The sequence below is a fragment of the Pseudomonas sp. BF-R-30 genome (assembly GCF_019956175.1).
GTDB classification, from domain to species: domain Bacteria; phylum Pseudomonadota; class Gammaproteobacteria; order Pseudomonadales; family Pseudomonadaceae; genus Aquipseudomonas; species Aquipseudomonas jessenii.
Window position 1 is genome coordinate 20,953 of record NZ_JAHBDE010000031.1, and the last position, 16,935, is coordinate 37,887.

Annotated in this window: 16 protein-coding genes, 1 tRNA gene and 1 pseudogene; 4 read left to right on the forward strand and 14 right to left on the reverse strand. The window is 59.0% G+C overall.

Features of this window, described 5'->3' with window-relative positions; genetic code table 11:
- Window positions 1-122: 122 nt before the first annotated feature.
- A complete protein-coding gene (gene tam / locus KGB20_RS16745) occupies window positions 123-893 on the forward strand; it encodes a trans-aconitate 2-methyltransferase (RefSeq protein WP_154947604.1) in 771 nt (256 codons plus the stop codon).
- 370 nt (window positions 894-1,263) lie between these two features.
- Here the strand turns inward: tam and KGB20_RS16750 are convergent.
- From KGB20_RS16750 to KGB20_RS16785, 8 genes and pseudogenes are all read right to left on the reverse strand, one after another.
- Window positions 1,264-1,518, reverse strand: a pseudogene (locus KGB20_RS16750) (type II toxin-antitoxin system HicB family antitoxin); the annotation flags it as partial.
- A 77-nt stretch (window positions 1,519-1,595) separates the two neighbouring features.
- Complete coding sequence (locus tag KGB20_RS16755; protein WP_095966257.1) at window positions 1,596-1,865, reverse strand: short-chain dehydrogenase; 270 nt, start codon at window positions 1,863-1,865, stop codon at window positions 1,596-1,598.
- 557 nt (window positions 1,866-2,422) lie between these two features.
- Window positions 2,423-3,943 carry a Fic family protein gene (locus KGB20_RS16760; RefSeq protein WP_154947603.1) on the reverse strand — a complete coding sequence of 507 codons (1,521 nt, stop codon included), beginning with the start codon at window positions 3,941-3,943 and terminating at the stop codon, window positions 2,423-2,425.
- Between the two features lie 321 nt (window positions 3,944-4,264).
- A tRNA-Gly gene (locus KGB20_RS16765) sits at window positions 4,265-4,338 on the reverse strand.
- 181 nt (window positions 4,339-4,519) lie between these two features.
- Window positions 4,520-5,404, reverse strand: coding sequence for an alpha/beta fold hydrolase (locus tag KGB20_RS16770; RefSeq protein ID WP_057716040.1), 885 nt, complete (start codon window positions 5,402-5,404; stop codon window positions 4,520-4,522).
- Window positions 5,405-5,717: 313 nt separating this feature from the next.
- Window positions 5,718-6,410: a pseudouridine synthase gene (locus tag KGB20_RS16775; protein WP_154947602.1), complete on the reverse strand. Its 693-nt coding sequence runs from the start codon at window positions 6,408-6,410 to the stop codon at window positions 5,718-5,720.
- 34 nt (window positions 6,411-6,444) lie between these two features.
- Window positions 6,445-6,663 (reverse strand): cysteine-rich CWC family protein, encoded by a 219-nt coding sequence (locus KGB20_RS16780; RefSeq protein ID WP_154947601.1) that lies wholly within the window; start codon window positions 6,661-6,663, stop codon window positions 6,445-6,447.
- Entirely contained in the window at window positions 6,650-8,143 is a 1,494-nt protein-coding gene (locus tag KGB20_RS16785; RefSeq protein WP_154947600.1) for a sensor domain-containing diguanylate cyclase, read from the reverse strand. Before KGB20_RS16785 ends, KGB20_RS16780 begins: the two co-directional genes overlap by 14 nt.
- Before the next feature lie 287 nt (window positions 8,144-8,430).
- On the opposite strand from KGB20_RS16785, the gene KGB20_RS16790 reads away from it, so the two are divergent.
- Window positions 8,431-8,679, forward strand: a complete 249-nt coding sequence (locus KGB20_RS16790) for a hypothetical protein (protein WP_150727543.1) — start codon at window positions 8,431-8,433, stop codon at window positions 8,677-8,679.
- Between the two features lie 167 nt (window positions 8,680-8,846).
- Window positions 8,847-9,299: a hypothetical protein gene (locus tag KGB20_RS16795; protein ID WP_079246795.1), complete on the forward strand. Its 453-nt coding sequence runs from the start codon at window positions 8,847-8,849 to the stop codon at window positions 9,297-9,299.
- A gap of 159 nt (window positions 9,300-9,458) precedes the next feature.
- Here KGB20_RS16795 and KGB20_RS16800 read toward each other — a convergent pair whose 3' ends face one another.
- Window positions 9,459-10,571, reverse strand: coding sequence for an enoyl-CoA hydratase/isomerase family protein (locus KGB20_RS16800; RefSeq protein WP_154947598.1), 1,113 nt, complete (start codon window positions 10,569-10,571; stop codon window positions 9,459-9,461).
- A gap of 132 nt (window positions 10,572-10,703) precedes the next feature.
- Here KGB20_RS16800 and ung point away from each other — a divergent pair, with 132 nt between their 5' ends.
- Window positions 10,704-11,396 (forward strand): uracil-DNA glycosylase, encoded by a 693-nt coding sequence (ung, locus tag KGB20_RS16805; protein ID WP_154947597.1) that lies wholly within the window; start codon window positions 10,704-10,706, stop codon window positions 11,394-11,396.
- Window positions 11,397-11,484: 88 nt separating this feature from the next.
- Here ung and KGB20_RS16810 read toward each other — a convergent pair whose 3' ends face one another.
- The 5 genes from KGB20_RS16810 to KGB20_RS16830 are packed head-to-tail and all read right to left on the reverse strand — an operon-like array spanning window position 11,485 to window position 16,857.
- Window positions 11,485-12,525: an AbrB family transcriptional regulator gene (locus KGB20_RS16810; RefSeq protein ID WP_150814279.1), complete on the reverse strand. Its 1,041-nt coding sequence runs from the start codon at window positions 12,523-12,525 to the stop codon at window positions 11,485-11,487.
- On the reverse strand, window positions 12,518-14,032 hold the full coding sequence (locus KGB20_RS16815; protein ID WP_150814280.1) for a tripartite tricarboxylate transporter permease: 1,515 nt from the start codon (window positions 14,030-14,032) through the stop codon (window positions 12,518-12,520). Before KGB20_RS16815 ends, KGB20_RS16810 begins: the two co-directional genes overlap by 8 nt.
- Window position 14,033: 1 nt before the next feature.
- Complete coding sequence (locus KGB20_RS16820) at window positions 14,034-14,492, reverse strand: tripartite tricarboxylate transporter TctB family protein (protein ID WP_057716032.1); 459 nt, start codon at window positions 14,490-14,492, stop codon at window positions 14,034-14,036.
- A gap of 58 nt (window positions 14,493-14,550) precedes the next feature.
- Entirely contained in the window at window positions 14,551-15,528 is a 978-nt protein-coding gene (locus tag KGB20_RS16825) for a Bug family tripartite tricarboxylate transporter substrate binding protein (protein ID WP_154947596.1), read from the reverse strand.
- A 39-nt stretch (window positions 15,529-15,567) separates the two neighbouring features.
- Window positions 15,568-16,857 carry an OprD family porin gene (locus KGB20_RS16830; RefSeq protein WP_154947595.1) on the reverse strand — a complete coding sequence of 430 codons (1,290 nt, stop codon included), beginning with the start codon at window positions 16,855-16,857 and terminating at the stop codon, window positions 15,568-15,570.
- Window positions 16,858-16,935 lie beyond the last annotated feature (78 nt).

Here is a 16,935-nt window from a genome sequence, read left to right on the forward strand (position 1 = left end):
TGGGTTCAGGCCATTGAGGTCAAACATTCGACGTGATCGAAAAGGTTGTTTTCTGAAACCTTTAGCGGTGCTCGCCGCGGTATCGTAGCGTCCCGAGGACAACGCACCGACAGGAGAACGCAATGAGTTGGTCCGCCAAACAGTACGTCGCTTTTGAAGATGAACGCACCCGTCCCGCCCGTGACCTGCTGGCGGCTGTCCCCGCCGGGGACGTGCGCTTGGTCATCGATATCGGTTGTGGGCCCGGCAACTCCACCGAGTTGCTGGTGGAGCGCTTTGCCGATGCCACGGTGCGCGGGCTGGACAGTTCCAGCGACATGATCGACGCCGCGCGCAAGCGCTTGCCGCAGGTGCAGTTCGACATCGCCGACATCGACACCTGGAATGACAGTGGCCCGTTCGATGTGATTTTCGCCAACGCGGTGTTGCAGTGGGTACCTGATCACGCCACGTTGCTACCGTCGCTGGTGAGCAAACTGGCGCCGGGTGGCAGACTGGCCGTCCAGATGCCTGACAACCTGAATGAACACTCGCACCGCTTGATGCGTGAAGTCGCCGCTGATGGCCCATGGGTCGGCAAGCTGGCAGGTGCCGCCGGGCAGAGGACCGAAATGGCCGATGCCAGTGGCTACTATTCGATTTTGAAAGCCTGTTGCACCCGCGTCGATGTATGGCGCACCACTTACCATCATCCGCTCGCGGGTGGTGCGTCTGGGGTGGTGGAGTGGTTCAAGGGCAGTGGCTTGCGACCGTTTCTCGATCCGTTAGACGAGGCGGAACGGGCGCAGTATCTGAAGCAATATCAGACTGCTATCGAGCGGGCGTACCCGGCCATGGCCGATGGTTCGGTGCTGTTGCCATTCCCGCGACTGTTTATCGTCGCGACCCGCTGAAGCAAAACAGGGACAGTTGATGAGTGTCATCTGCCCCTTTTTTCGATCTTGAAAAATCACTGTGGCTTGTTCTTTTTTGAGCGCCGGGCACTCAAGTACTCAAAGGCAAAGGAGGCAAAGCCGAACAACCCGATCAATGAAATGATCATGATTCCCAACTCTGAATTGTGCATGTTGATCTCCAGGCGAAGGATGAGCCGGGAGAATAAGGGAACTGTTGCTGGGCTCAACGCAGCGCTACGGCTTCTTTACTCGCTTGCGGTGATCTATACGCAAAAGATATGAGCGTCCAGGTGGCAGGGTCACATTCAGCGCTGAACACCAACCCACTGTTTTGAGTCATATCAGGGGCTCCAATCAGTTACTCGATCACGTCGATTTCCACCAGTGCCCACGTACAGCCAGCGTACTTTGGATTAGATGTGTGCAGGGTAACGCTGCTGGCTGAGGGGAAGGGTGCACCGTTCTCGGCGAGCATCTCGAAATACCCCTCAATGGCTTGTTGAACCATGGCTATTGCATCTTCCAGATCTTCACCGGCGCTAAAACAACCTGGCACATCCGGGACTTCAACACCCCACGCATGTTCGTCGTCGTCCATGAAAATCGCAATCGGGTAAAACATGTTCATGGTCCTCCGTGAACACAGCGGGTGAGGTTATGAACCCCAAAGGGCGCCCCCGAAAGGCGCCGGGTGGACTGTCAGGAGGGTTCTGCATCCATGCGTCGAGCGATTACATCAAGCACATCGCATCCATCGCGCAATGGCACGCAGCAGAGCAATGCGAAGTCGCTGAGGACCACGGTGTCGGAGGTCAGGTCGCCACGCATCGCGAGGTTTTCAAGGAGCTGAGTGACGGCTCGAATTCTGTAACTGGCGGTGCTGAGCAGGGAATGCAGGGGTTGGGTGGTGTTGACGAAGAGGGAGGGGAGGTCGTCGGCGTTACTGGTTAAAGCCATATATTCATTCATGAGTGATTCCTTGAATTGAAGTGAACTACCACTCAGTGTCGCCAAACAAAAGGTGGTAGCTGTACGCAGGTTGGCGAACCGGGACAAGGCAAACCGGTAGACCCAAAGGTCTCCCACGCACAGCCACCATAAACAGGTAGCCAAGTGCGTTCAGAAACGCTCCGAGATTGCTCGGAGGTTCCTATGCTTTGTCATCGAGTCGCCAAACCCGATACGCCATTTGGACGCGGTCGGACTATAGGTCTCATGACAAAGGCACAGCAATGCGCAAGTCTACGGACATTTCCCAGTGTCGTGTAGGACGTTGCTTTTTCTAACGTTGATCTCCGTTTGGCCTTTAAAAACGGGGCCTTAACATTAGCGTTGGCAGGCGCATCACCAAATCCCGCGCAAAAAAAAACCGGCCACTTGGGCCGGTTTTTTCTGTCTCTACATCCCCGGGAAAAGGTGACGGATTTGTTTATCAACGTAGAGCTGGATCGGTCATGATTCGACCAAATTCCGGGTACAAAAAACGGCTAAAAGTGCCTTTTTTTACTTAATCCACCTCCCATCTCTCAATCCTCAAACGCAGAACGCACAGCCTCCACAACGCGCTCTGCCACGCGCTCATCTTCAAGTTGCGGATACCCTTTCTTCAGCTTGCCCGACACCGTCCAGCCATTCTCCTTGATAGAGCGAATGATGCGATTCGCGTCCTGGTCTGGCATTTCCAATACCTCTTTCAACTGTTCCTGCGCTCGCTGAAAGATCACCAGTACTCTGGCTTCATCCGCCATTTCCTTTTTAATCGTGTGCTCGACAACGCGTGCGGTGTACAGGACGTGTTCGGTCAGATCGGGATAGCGCCAGGCAAAACGCGCGTCCTCATATTCATCGAAGATGAAGTTGCTGCGAGTACCGTCTTCGTAGGTCACGAGTTCGCCGAACCGATGGGCCGTCGCGTAACGTCGCATGAACGGTCGCGAGAATACTTCGAGCGTACGATCGTAGCCGGCCCTGAAGTCGATCGAGCTTGTGATTGTGGCAGAGACCGGCAATATCACGCCGTCGGGCACAGCCTTGTCCCGAACCAGGGTGTCGTTGATCAGGAAACGGTGAATCCGGCCATTTCCGTCGCGCATGGGATGGATGTACACGAAGCCAAATGCCAACACTGCGGCACGTGCCACTGACTCAGCGCCACGGGTTGCGACCTCAAACTCGTTGAGGCCTGCCAAGAGCTGAGCGAGGTCTGCGAAATGGGGGGCAATGTAATGCACGATGTCCTCGCGCATCGTGGCTTGCCCCACAAATACGGGAGAGCGCCGCAAGCCCAGTCCGATGGCGTCATGTCCAAGAATGCCAGCTTGCAGGGAATGCAGGCTGTCGTTGCTCAACGGGTCTTTGATATGACCGCAGTGCTGGGCAATGACATGGGCAAACCGCTGGATGCGATCCGCCTGGCCGGCTTCCTTTTCGATGAGAAAACTCGCGCGCGATTCCTTGAACGTCAGCCAACTGGCCGTACGCATCAGGATGTCGGCACCAAAGGCCTGATCCAATTCACCCAATGCTTCGCGCAGATTGAATTGCAGAGCTTCCTGCACTGGCACCGTACGACGAACCAAGGGGCAGAACTCAGCCGTCCCCGGCAGGTTGTTGTTGATGCGCCAACGACGAGTTCGCAGAGCTTCGCGACGAGTCAGATAATCTTGGGGCGAAAGTACATCAACATAGCCGCCATTGGTCACGTCAGGCACATCCAGGCGTTCGCCTGTCAGCCATTCGTAGAGGAACCCCGTGCGGCGGGCGTATTGACCGAAAGGCTCCCGTCGACACCACTCTTCGACAGGCAGCGGGCCTATGGCTGCAAACAGGCGGGCGAAGAACTCGAGGTGGATCTCTTCGTACTTGAGGCCGAATTCGAAATGTCCTGCGAAATCGTCTGCGGGCCGATAGCTTGTCGGGTATCGGTTCTCCACATTGCCGTCAGTTTCGCGATTGACACGTACAGTGCCGATCATGGATTCGACGCGCAGAGGCTGTGCCAGTGCGATGTCGTAACGGGTCGCGAGGGTCTTGAAACCGACTTGCATTGACGAAATCCTTTACTGGGACAAGAAAAACGCTAACAGAACCTTGATCTTATGCGAAAACGCTAATTTCGAAACGGTAAAAACACTAATGTCGGATTGAATTTGATAACAAATCCGTGCTTTTCGAAAAAAACGCTAACAGGTCTCAGGATAGACGCTATCGCCCAAGGGCACTTGCTAATCGATCAGGGAAAATGGCGGAATGACTGAAGAAGCAAAATCCACCAAATCCCGGACACAAAAAAACCGGCCATCAAGGCCGGTTTTTTCTGTCTCTGCATCCCCCGTCAAAACAACCCTGACGTGAGATCAAAATTCGATTGGAGCGGGTGAAGGGAATCGAACCCTCGTTATCAGCTTGGGAAGCTGGAGTAATGCCATTATACGACACCCGCTCAGAGCGCTGACTTTGTACCAGATACGGCTGCGGATTTGAAGTTTTTCTTTACGTGGAGCGGGTTTAACGCAGATGTGACAAAAAAGCCCGGACCGCATGACGGTCGATCGCGGGCAAGCCTCGCGCCTGCAGAATACGTTTAACGCAGCAGGGCGGGGCTCGCTCGCGATGACGCTACTTCAGCCTGCCAATGCATGGTGTTCCTGGGCGTTGTGGTAACGCGGTCGGCTTTCGAGTTGCGCTGGTTTCAGGAAGCCCATCAGTGCGTTGCGGCTGTCTCGGCAGGCGGCCTTGTGCTCCATGTCGAGAAAGTGGCCGGTGGCCTGAATGGTGCTGAACGTGCTGTGTTGCACGTGGCCGGCGAACAACCGGGCGTCGTCGGCGGCGGTGTATTCGTCCCATTCGCCGTTGAGGAACAGCACCGGCACGTCGATTTTCTTCGCCGCGTGCAGGTAGCACTGGCGATCGCTGTGCAGCACGTCGCTGATGTGGAAGTGCATCTGCCCGTACTCATGTTCGGCCAGGGAGCTGACGTGGCGATAGTTAAAGCGCTTGAACAACGACGGCAGGTGTTTGCCGATGGTGTCGTTCACCAGGTGCCCGACCCGGTCGCGATCCAGGTTGCCGAGGTGTTCGACGCCGCGCTCGAGGTAGTCGAGCATGTGCGCGTTGATCACCGGGGAGAACGAGCTGATCACGGCTTTTTCGATGCGCCGTGGCCGTTGCGACAATGCCATCATGGTCGCGGCACCGCCCCAGGAAAACGACAGCACGTGCTCGGCGGCGAAGTGGTCGATCAGCTCAAGCAGGATCTGTCCTTCGATTTCCTTGGTGAGCATTTTTTCATGCAGGTTGTGGGCTTTTGACCGGCCCGCGTAGGGCTGGTCGTAGCAGACGACGTTGAACTGCGGATGGAGGTTTTTCACGGTTTGTGCAAACGACGCAGTCGTGGCCATCGAGCCGTTGACCAAGATAATGGTCTTCTCTGCGGCGTCCGCGCGATAGAACTCCGTGTAAACCCGATACTGACCCTGTATATCCAGCACAGCGATTTCTGGCCTCATGTCATAAGACTCCTGGCAAGCGGGTATGCGCGCAAATGAGATTGCACGAGCTTTGTGACAGGTAGGCATACGCCTGGAATTTGAGAGGCCCATGTCGATCCATTGCAGTCCGGTCGACGGGTATTGTTATTGGCGGGCAGTCTGCCGGATGAGGCCGGAACCCTTGGGTTCCTACCGGCAAAAAGTTTCTTAGAAGTATGGGGTGACTCGTCGGTCACATTTCGGCCGACGTCCTGATTCAAGCAGGGGTCACATCATTGCGCAAGTGCCGTTGGTAAATTGTTCGACAACTTTCTGCTGAGCGGTCGCGCGCTTAGATCGATCCGATCTCTTTGTCGGTCAGCGGGCGGTATTCGCCCGGTTTCAAGGTGTCGTCGAGTACCAGCGACCCCATGCGTTCGCGATGCAGGCGCATCACCTTGTTGTCGAAGTGGCCGAACATGCGCTTGACCTGGTGATAGCGGCCCTCGACGATGCTCAGGCGTGCGCATTTTGGCCCGAGCAGCTCTAGCCCGGCGGGTTGCGTGGTGAGGTCTTCGAAGGCGAAGTACAGCCCTTCGTTGAATTTGATCGCGTATTCGGGGCCGATGTCCTGCTCGGTTTCGACGTAATAGACCTTGGGCAGTTTGGTCTGCGGTTGGGTCAGGCGCCGCGACCAGCTGCCGTCGTTGGTGATCAGCATCAGGCCGGTGGTGTTGAAGTCCAGGCGTCCGGCGATGTGCAGTTCGTCCTTGTCCGGTTCATGGATCAAATCGAGCACGGTCGGGTGCTGCGGATCCCGGGTGGCGCTGACGCATCCGGCGGGCTTGTGCAACATGAAATGGCGCAGGGGTTTACCGGCTTGCAGCAGCTCGTTGTCGACTTCGACGCGGCTGAATTCGCGGACTTCGCTGTGCGGGTCGCTGACGACTTTTCCGTCAACCCTGACGCGTTTTTCCACCAGCAACAGGCGTACCTGCTTACGGTTGAAGCACGGCAGGTTGCTGAGGAAACGGTCGACACGCATGACTTAAGGATCGGTAAGGACAGGGGCGCGCATCTTACTTGATCGACCCGGACGCTGCTTGCAACTGCGCCTCGACCTCAGCGCAGCGCGGGCACAGGCACGAGGCGTCGCGCAGTTCCACCGGCAGCGCCTGGAGCACAGCCGGGTCGATGCTGACGCCGTAGCACCAGCAGGCGCGGTCGGCGGTTCGCGGGTCGGCCAGGGTGCAGTCGTTGGGTGCACCGCAGGCCGGGCAGAAGTCAGGCTGGTTCATAGCTGAAGTGAGGTTTTTCCACGCAGGTTCGGTTACGGCCAGTTTGCTTGGCCCGATACATCGCATGATCCGCCCGTGACAGCAGGCTGTGCAAGGTGTCATCGGGCTGCTGGGTGGTGAGGCCGATGCTGACGGTCACATGCAAGGCCTTACTGTTGTAGGCATAGCGCTGTTGTTCCACGTGCTGGCGAATTTTCTCGGCAATCATCAGGCCGGTCTTACCGTCGGTGTCCTTGAGCAGCACGATGAACTCTTCACCACCCCAGCGGCAGACGATGTCGGAGTGCCGCAGGCAACTTTCCAGATCCCGGGCGAAACCGATCAGTACCTGGTCGCCGGCCAGGTGGCCGTAGGTGTCGTTCAGCGCCTTGAAGTGGTCCAGGTCCAGCAGCAAAGCGGTCAGCGGCTTGGGCTCGCGCCGGGCTTCGTGCATGGCCTGCGCGGCCAGCAGGTCGAAGCCACGACGGTTGGGCAGTTCGGTCAGGCTGTCGAGGATGGCCTGGGCCTGGATCTTGTCCTGATAGCGTTTGATCACCCGGTTGAGCAGGGCCAGCACGATCAAGGTGACCAGCAGGCAGATCAGCAGGTTGAGGTACAGCGACTGGCGGATTTCACCGAGGGCGCTGTCTTCGCGTTTGTCGACGAACAGGTACCAGTTCAGCTCCGGGATAAACCGCACGTTGAGGAAATGCCCCTGGCCCTGCACGGAGTATTCATAGCTGCCGCTGTGGGGTTTGGGCAGCCGGCTGACCAGGTCTTTCATGCTGTCGAGTTCACTGAGTTTCTGCCCGATGTGCGCGCCCTGCGGCCCCCCTTCGGCGCCGGTGAGCACCAGGCGCCCGAAGTTGTCGACGAAATACACACTGCGTTGATAACGCTGCTGGTACTTGTCGATCAGCTTGATCACGGCGTCGACGGTCAGGCCAACCCCGGCCGCGCCGATGAATCGGCTGTCGTAGTCGTAGACCTTGTAGTTGATGAAGAAGGTCAGGTTGTCCTTGTTGGCGAGGTCCGGGTCGACGTTGATCTCGTACGGATCCTTCATGTCCCGCACACGGAAGTACCAGGCATCGCGGGGCTCGGTGGCCTTGACCTGCTTGAGCACACCCTTGGCGTGGTAGTAGGTCAGGCTGGTGTTGGAGACGAAAAACGCGGTGTAGGCGCCGTAGTGGGTCATGACCTCGTTGAGGTAACGGGTCATCTGGTCGGAATCCTTTTCACCATTGACCACCCAGTCGCGCATGAAGGTGTCGCGAGCCATCATCGAGGAAATCAGGATCGGCCTGACAAGGTCTTTCTGGATTTCCGAGTAGACCGTATCCGACGTCAGCGGCAGTTCGGTGTTGACGATGTTGTCGCGGATCGAGGCCCGGGAGGCGTAGTAACTGAGGAAGGAGGTGGCGAGGAAACCTGCGCCCAGCAATGCGACCAGCGTGAGCACCAACGAACGTTGAGAGTACAGCGGCGAGCGAAGCGGCATGGCAGTTCCATTGGCAGTCATCCGATGGTTGCATTCTAATGGCACTGCGGGGAAATAACTGCTCCATGTGTGCCGCGAATGGTCGTTCCCACATTCCACGAAGGGTTACGCCCGCCGCCAGCGTGAATGAGGCGGCACTTTGATGGTGCTCGTGTGCACCGCATTGGAACCTGTCCGCCGCTGATCAGACGGTGGGTGCAACGTCGCACTTGGCAGGGGATTGCCAGTCAAAACAGGTGTAAGTCGGAGCGTGCCGACTGCTGTTACAGGTCTTTACGGAGGCCGCCATGTTGCGTCGATTATTGTTAGGTGCAGTACTGGGTCTTGGATTGTCTGGCTGCTACTACTACGCCGGTCCTGCCGACGTCTACGGGGGACCTTATTACTACCCCGGCTACTACTCGCCCTATTACTACGGTTACTACGGTCCGCGTTATTACGGTGGTTATCGCTCCTATTACTACGGTGGGCATGGTTACTACCGTGGCCACGGCGGCGGACATCATGGCGGTGGACATCGAGGTGGCCACCGTTAATCAGGGCGCGAATGGATGAAAAACCTTTCATCGGCCAGATGTTTCCACTTGTTTCAAGGACGCACCAGATTCCGAATTCGGTGTCTGATCTTTCGACAGTCACCGAACATTTGTCTGTCGCCTGCCAGCGTCGCTGGTGTGGCTTACCCGCGGTCCAGGAGGCCGCCATGCTCTGTCGAATTCTTCTGCTAGCTGTGTTGGGATTGTCCCTTGGTGGGTGCGTGCCTTATTACGATGAAGGAGGCAGTTACTACAGTTCCGAGGTCTATACCTCGCCATCGCCAACCTATTACGCCGGGGGGAGTTCCTACTACTCCAATGGTGGCGGTTACTACACACCGCCGCCCCGGTACTACGTGCCGCCAGCGCGGTATTACCAGCCGACACCGCGCTATTACTCACAGCCACGGATCTATCAACCGTCGCGCTATTACTCGCAGCCGCGGATGTATCAACCATCGCGCCATTACCAGTCGGCCCCTCGTTACTATCAGCCGTCGCGTGGCGACTACCGCACGCATCAGAACCATGGCTGGGACGGCCGTAACCGCGGGAACTGGAACAACGACTATCGCGGTAACGGTCGAGGCTATCGCAGCGGGCGGGGCGGCCACCGATAGCTTTGTACAAAACACAACTCTGAATGTGGGAGCGGCGGTGCGACGATTCGACTTGCTCGCGAAGGCGGAGTGTCAGTCAACATCAATGTTGCTGAGATGACGCTTTCGCGAGCAAGTCGAATCGTCGCACCGCCGCTCCCACAGTGTTGTGTGCAGTTTTCAGTATTCGGACAAATCCGCCAGCGGATGCCGACCTTCCCACGCCTTGTGAAAATGCGCCTCTACCACCGCGTCCGGCACGTTGTTGATGTCCGGCCAGTGCCAATGCGGTTTCTGATCCTTGTCGATCAACCGGGCACGTACGCCTTCGCTGAATTCCGGATGCCGACAGCAGTTGAGGCTCAGGGTGTATTCCATCTGGAAGACTTCGGCCAATGACAGGTGTCGGGCACGAATGATCTGCTCCCACACCAGACGAGCGGTCAGCGGAGCGCCTTCGCTCAGGGTCCTGGCTGCGCGACTCAGCAACAGGTCGGTGTGATCGCGCAAGGCGCTGATGGCCTTCCATGCGCAACGCACGTCGCTGACATCCAGCAGTTCGTCGATCTGCTGGCGGCGCGGCAGCCACTGGGCTTCGGGCATCTGCGCCACGGCTTCCTGCTGCAAGGCCTTGAGCAGGCTGTTGAGCTGCATGGGTGTCTGTTCCTGCCAGTTCAATTGCAACAGGCCTTCGATCAATTGCGGCTGCTGCTCATCGAGCAGGAAACGATCGGCCAGGTCCAGGTCAATGGCATCGCGGCCGTTCATGTGCGCACCGGTCAGGCCCAGGAACAACCCGAGCTTGCCGGGCAGGCGCGACAGAAACCAACTGGCGCCAACGTCCGGGTACAGGCCGATGCTGATCTCCGGCATGGCCAAGCGGCTGCTCGGTGTGACGATGCGGATGCCTGCCCCTTGCAACAGTCCCATGCCACCGCCGAGCACATAGCCGTGGCCCCAGCAGATCAGCGGTTTCGGGTAGGTATGAAGTTTGAAATCCAGGCGATATTCCGCCGCAAAGAACTGCGCGGCCAGTGGCGGTACTTCGCCCGGATGGACGCGACAGGCTTCCACCAGGCTGCGCACTTCGCCGCCGGCGCAAAAGGCCTTGGCACCGTTGCCGCGCAATAGAACGCAGACGATCTGCGGATCCTTGGCCCAGGCCCCCATTCGGTCGCGCAGGGCGTTGATCATCGGCAGGGACAGGGCGTTCAGGGACTTTTCGGCATCCAGGCTGGCGATGCCGATGCGCGCGCCGTCGGTGCCGGTGAGTTCTTCGAAGTGCAGATTCATCGTGACCTCGATCGGGAATTTGAGGGTTAAGTATGATCGCTGTGTGGGAAAGTGCCGGATCTGCGTCAGATCAATTGACAAGCGTGATGCGCTTTCCTAGGGTTCGCCCCATTGTTTTTTCCGGATGTAACCATGACTGCTGACGACCGTATCAAACTCGAACCGGGCTGGAAGGAGGCACTGCGTGCCGAATTCGACCAGCCCTACATGACAGAGTTGCGAAACTTCCTGCAACAGGAGCGGGCGGCCGGTAAGGAGATCTATCCGCCGGGGCCGATGATTTTCAACGCGCTCAATTCCACGCCGCTGGACAAGGTCAAGGTAGTGATCCTCGGGCAGGACCCTTATCACGGCCCGGGCCAGGCCCATGGCTTGTGCTTCTCGGTGCAACCGGGCGTGCCGGCGCCGCCGTCGCTGGTGAACATTTACAAAGAGCTCAAACGCGACCTGAACATCGACATTCCCAACCATGGCTACTTGCAAAGCTGGGCCGATCAGGGCGTGCTGATGCTCAACACCACCATGACCGTCGAGCGTGCCAACGCCAATGCGCACAAGGACAAGGGCTGGCAGTTTTTCACCGATCGGGTCATTGAAGTGGTCAGCCAGCAGCAACCGCACCTGGTGTTCATGCTGTGGGGCGCCCATGCCCAGAGCAAGCAGAAGCTGATCGATGCGACCAAGCATCTGGTGTTGACCTCGGTGCATCCGTCACCGCTGTCGGCCTATCGCGGCTTTCTCGGTTGCGGGCACTTCAGCCGGACCAACAAGTTTCTGGAGCAGAATGGCGAGACGCCGATCGAGTGGCGGTTGCCGCCGGTTTGATGGGCTGAGCAAGAGGGCCCCATCGCGAGCAAGGATCACGCGAACCCTGTGGGAGCGAGCTTGCTCGCGATGAAGGCAACTCGGTCTATCAGACTGAATCCGGACCCCGGTTCCAGTACTTGAACAACGGCTCCGCCAGAAACAACACAAACAACAGCCGCATCACCTGCATCGCCGTCACCAGCGGCACCGACAGTTGCAGGGTTTCCGCTGTCAGGCTCATCTCGGCAATCCCGCCGGGCATCATGCCCAAGGTCAGTGAGCGCAGATCCAGATGGGTCAGCGCACTCAAACCCAATGCCGCCGCCGTGGCGATCAGCATGGTCAACACCGTGCCGATCAGGGTGCGCCCCATGAACGACGGCGCACGCCGGAAAAACTGCCGGTTGAAGTGACAGCCCAGACCGCTGCCGATCAACCATTGGCCAATCTGGCTACCGCCGTCGGGCAAGCCGATGTGCAGGTCCCAGCCGATGCTGACGGCCGCACTGACCAGCAACGGCCCGAACAGCCAGGGGTTGGGTTGACGCAGGCGCTCCCAGATCCAGGCCGCCAACGCGCCAGCGGGAAACAATACCGCCAGCCAGCGCCAATCGATGCTGCCAGCGTGGGAAATCGGCGCACCGTCGCCCAACAAATACTTGAAGGCTGCCGGCACGCACAGCACCACGACCAACACCCGCAAACTCTGCCCCGCCGCCACACGGCTGAGTACCGCACCATTGCGGGCGCCGAGGTTGACCATCTCCCCGGAACCGCCGGGCATGCTGGAAAAGAACGCCGTGGCGCGATCTTCTCCGGTACGGCGCATCAGCCACACGCCGACCACGGCGGACAGGCTGGTGACCAACGCACCAAAGAAAATCAAACCGAAATGACTCAGCACCTGCTCCATCACCACCGGGGTGAAGTGCAGGCCGATGCCGATACCGACGATCCACTGGCCGCACTTGCGTCCGCCAGGGATTTCGGCCAATTGCCAGGGTGTCAGGCAGCGCACGAGGATGATCGCCAGCAACGAGCCGACCATCCACGGCAAAGGCCAGCCGACCTGGCTGGCGAGATAACCGCCCAGCAGGCCGACCAGCGGGGTTCCCCACCAGAGTTTGAAGGGGGACCGATCAGACATCGGCGACAACGCGTTGCGCCACTGAGCGTTTACGCCAGATCCGCACAATCGGCACCAGCAACATGACCACGATCAACCCCCAGACACCGACGGTGATACCGCTCGACCAGAGGATGTCCAGCGAACCGTTGGAGATCGACAACGCTCGACGCAGGTTCTGCTCCATCAAGCCGCCAAGGATGAAACCCAGCAGCACCGGCGACAGCGGGAAGTCGAGCTTGCGCAGGATGTAGCCGAAGATGCCGATACCGATCATCAGGAACAGGTCGAAGGTGGTGGCATGCACCGCGTACACGCCGATAGCGGTGATGATCGCAATCATCGGCACCAGCGCCCAGTTCGGCACGGCGAGGATTTTGGTGAAGATGCGGATCATCGGGATATTGAGGATCACCAGCATGATGTTGGCGATAAACAATGACGCTATCAGGCCCCAGACGATGTCCGGTTGCTGTTGGAACAGCAGGGGGCCGGGCGTGATGTTGTACAGCGACAGCGCACCGATCATCACCGCCGTGGTGCCCGAGCCGGGAACACCGAGGGTCAGCATCGGCACCAACGCACCGCAGGCTTCGGCACCGATGGCGGTTTCCGGGGCAGCGAGGCCGCGTTTGTCGCCCTGGCCGAATTTGCCGCTTGGGCCGGCAATGCGTTTCTCGGTCATGTAGGCCACCGCACTGGCCAGCGTTGCACCTGCGCCGGGCAGTACGCCCATGATGAAACCGAGCACGCCACAACGCATGTTCACCCAGAACACCGAAGCGGCTTCCTTGAAGTTGAACAGCATGCGCCCGGTCGCCTGGAAGGCTTCCTGGCCACGGTGGGTTTTTTCCAGCAGCAACAGGATTTCACTGATGGAGAACAGGCCCAGCACCAGCACTACGAATTGAATGCCGTCGGTGAGGTGGATGTTATCGCCGGTGAAGCGGTACACACCGCTGTTGGCGTCAATGCCGACCGTCGACAGAAACAGCCCGATCAGCGCGGCGATGAAGGTCTTGAGCGGGCGGTCGCCGGCCATGCCGCCGAGACAGACAATCGCAAACACCATCAGCACGAAGTATTCCGCCGGGCCGAAGGCAATCGCCCATTTCGCCAGCATCGGCGCGAACACCACCATCCCGCAGGTGGCAATGAAAGCGCCGATGAACGAACTCCAGGCCGACAGCGACAGGGCAACACCGGCCAGGCCTTGACGGGCCATCGGGTAGCCGTCGAGGGTCGTCATCACGGTGGAGGCTTCGCCGGGAATGTTCAGCAGGATCGAACTGATCCGGCCGCCGTATTCGCAACCCAGATACACCGCCGCCAGCAGGATCAATGCCGACTCCGGCGGCAGGCCCAGTGCGAACGCAATCGGGATCAGCAATGCCACGCCGTTGATCGGCCCCAGCCCCGGCAGCAGGCCGACGACGGTGCCGATCAGCGTGCCGCTGAGGGCGGTCACCAGGTTGTAAGGGGTTAGTGCGACGCCGAAGCCGTGACTCAAATAACCAAGCGTATCCATATCAGTTCTCCAGAACGTCGAGCAGGCCCAGAGGCAGTGGCACGTCCATGACTTTGTCGAACAGCAGGTACAGACCGACGCTCATCAGACTGATGATTATCGCGCCCGGCAGCCAGCGTCCGCCGTACAGGCGAGCCATCGGTATGCCAACCAGCATGCTGCTGAGAATGAAGCCCAGCGGTTCGAACAGCCCGGCGAAGACCAGCAGCAACAGTACGCAAACACCAATTTTGGTCAGGGTTTCGCGATCCAGCGGTGGCTCTTCATCGGTGTGCTTGATCGGCGAAGGGCGATACACCATGTACACCAGCGCCAGGCCCATCAGTCCCAGCATCAGCAGGGGGAAGGCTCGCGGGCCGATCGGTTCGTAGGAAAAAGGTGCCTGGTAGGGCCAGGCCATCGCCACCAGGCTGAGGCAGGCCAGCAACAGCACCGAAGCAAAAATGCGTTGTAAGAGCATGGGGAACTCCTGTGCCGCGACTCCGCCAAACGGAGCCGCGGCCGCTAGACAGAGGCGATCACTGGATCAGGCCGAACTCTTTGGCCAGCACTTTGTAGTCCGCAACCTGCTTCTTCACGTAGGTGTCCAGTTCCGGGCCGGTCATGGCGAACGGGAACAGTTCACGCTGGTCGCGCAGCTTGGCGAACTCGGGGGAGGCCAGCAGCTTGTCGAAGGAGTCCTTCCACCAGGCATAGTCTTCATCGCTGACTTTTGGCCCGAGGTAGAAGCCGCGAACCACCGGCCAGACGATGTCGTAGCCTTGCTCGCGGGCTGTCGGAATGTCCTTCATTTCCGGCTCGTCCAGGCGCTTGTCGGAGAACACCGCCAGCAGGCGCATGTCGCCGCTCTGGATGTGCGGCATGGAGTCGGAGATGTCGGTGCTGCCGACCTGGATGTGGCCGCCAAGCAGGGCGGTAGCAATCTCGCCGCCACCTTCGAGGGCAACGTAACGCAGGTCACGGGGGTTGATCCCGGCGGCCTTGGCGATGAGGGCGGTCTGCATCCAGTCCTGGCTGCCGACGGTGCCGCCGGAACCGATCACCACTTTGCTCGGATCTTTCTTCAGCGCCTGTACCAGATCGTCCAGGGTCTTGTAGGGCGAATCGCTTTTCACCGCGATGGCGCCGTAGCTGGTGCCGACAGCGGCGAGCCAGCGCACGTTGTTTTCATCGAAACGGCCGAACTTGCCCTGGGCCAGGTTCAGCAGCGAACCACTGGACCAGGCCACCAGGGTGCCGGCATCGGCCGGACGTTGGGCGACCACTGCGTTGTAGGCCACTGCGCCAACGCCGCCGGGCATGTAGGTCACGCGCATCGGTTTGGTCAGCAGTTTTTCGTTGATCAGCGCGCTTTGCGCCAGTTTGCAGGTCAGGTCGAAACCACCGCCGGGCGAGGCCGGGGCGATGCATTCCGGGCGTTTGGGTTCGGCAAGCGCATGGCCGGTAAACAGCAGTACGCTGGCCGCGAGGGCAATTTTACGCATTGACAGGTTCATTCAAGTCTCCTTGGGAGTTGTTGTTATGGACGCACTGAATTACCAAAGGGCAACGCTATAGCTCACCAGCAGACGCACTTCATCGGCATCGCGAGCAGAGTAGTTGGAGCGGTAGGTGGCATTGCGCAGGCGCACGGCGACATCCTTGAGCGCGCCGCTTTGTACAACATATTTAATCTCGGAGTTGCGTTCCCACTCTTTGCCTTCGTCACCGTTCTTGAGCTTGATGTTGTCACCGCTCACGTAACGGCTCATGAAGGTCAGACCGGGGACGCCGAGGGTGACGAAGTCGAAGTCATAACGGGCTTGCCAGGAGCGTTCTTCGGCGCCGGCAAAGTCGTTGATCTGCACGAAGTTCACCAGGTACGGGTCGGCGCCATCCACATACGGGAATGCACTGTCGCCGGACATGTGCTGGTAGCCCGCGCTGAACTTGTGGCCACTCAAGGCGTAACTCACCAGGCCGTTGAGGGACTTGTTGTCGATCTTGCCGCCACGGGCCTCGCCCTGGTCATCACTGATGGCAAACCGCAGGTCGGTGGCAAAGGTGCCGGGGCCGAATGGCTGCGAAGCGATCAAGCCGAGGAAATGCTGGTTGTAGACTTCATCGAGTTGCGCGAAGTGGTAGCTGCCGGTGATCTTGTCGGTGAGCTTGTAGTCCAGGCCGCCAAAATCAAAGTGCTTGCCGGCCACGGTGCCAGCGAAACGGCCGTTCTTGTTGTTGAGGGCAATGTCCTCGAAGTCGGTGCTGTCACGGTCCTTGGCTTTATCCAGACGCCCGCCGGTGAAGGTCAGGTTCTTGAGCTCTTTGGAGGTCAGCATGCCGCCCTCGAAGGTCTGCGGCAGGATGCGCCCGTCATTGGGCTTGAGGATCGGCAGTTCCGGGATCAGGGTGCCGACTTTCAGCTCGCTGGCGGAGATTTTCATTTTGCCGGTCAGGCCGAGCTTGGAGTATTCGTCGACGGCGCGCCCATCGTCGGTCGGCAGCAGGCCGGTACCGGTACGGTCCGGGCTCGAATCGAGCTTGACCCCCATCATGCCCAGCGCATCGACACCGAACCCCACGGTGCCGTCGGTGTAGCCTGATTTCAGATTGAGCATGAACCCCTGGGCCCACTCGTCACGCTTGGACTGTTGGGCGCTGGTGCCGTCGCGAAAGTCGCGATTGAAGTACATGTTGCGGGTTTCGAAAGTGGCCGAGCTGTCTTCGAAGAATGCGGCCTGGCTCAACGGTGAAAAGCCGGCAAGGGCGGCAGCGCTGGCAAGCGCAGTGTGGCTGAAACGGGAGAGGCGGGCAGGCGCGATAGCCTGGGTCTGCAGGGACTGCATGGATGACTTACTCCGTTTATTGTTCTTATTTGTCGAAAACGCTTCGAGGCGTTTTTCGTATCGCTGTGTGGCTGCAGC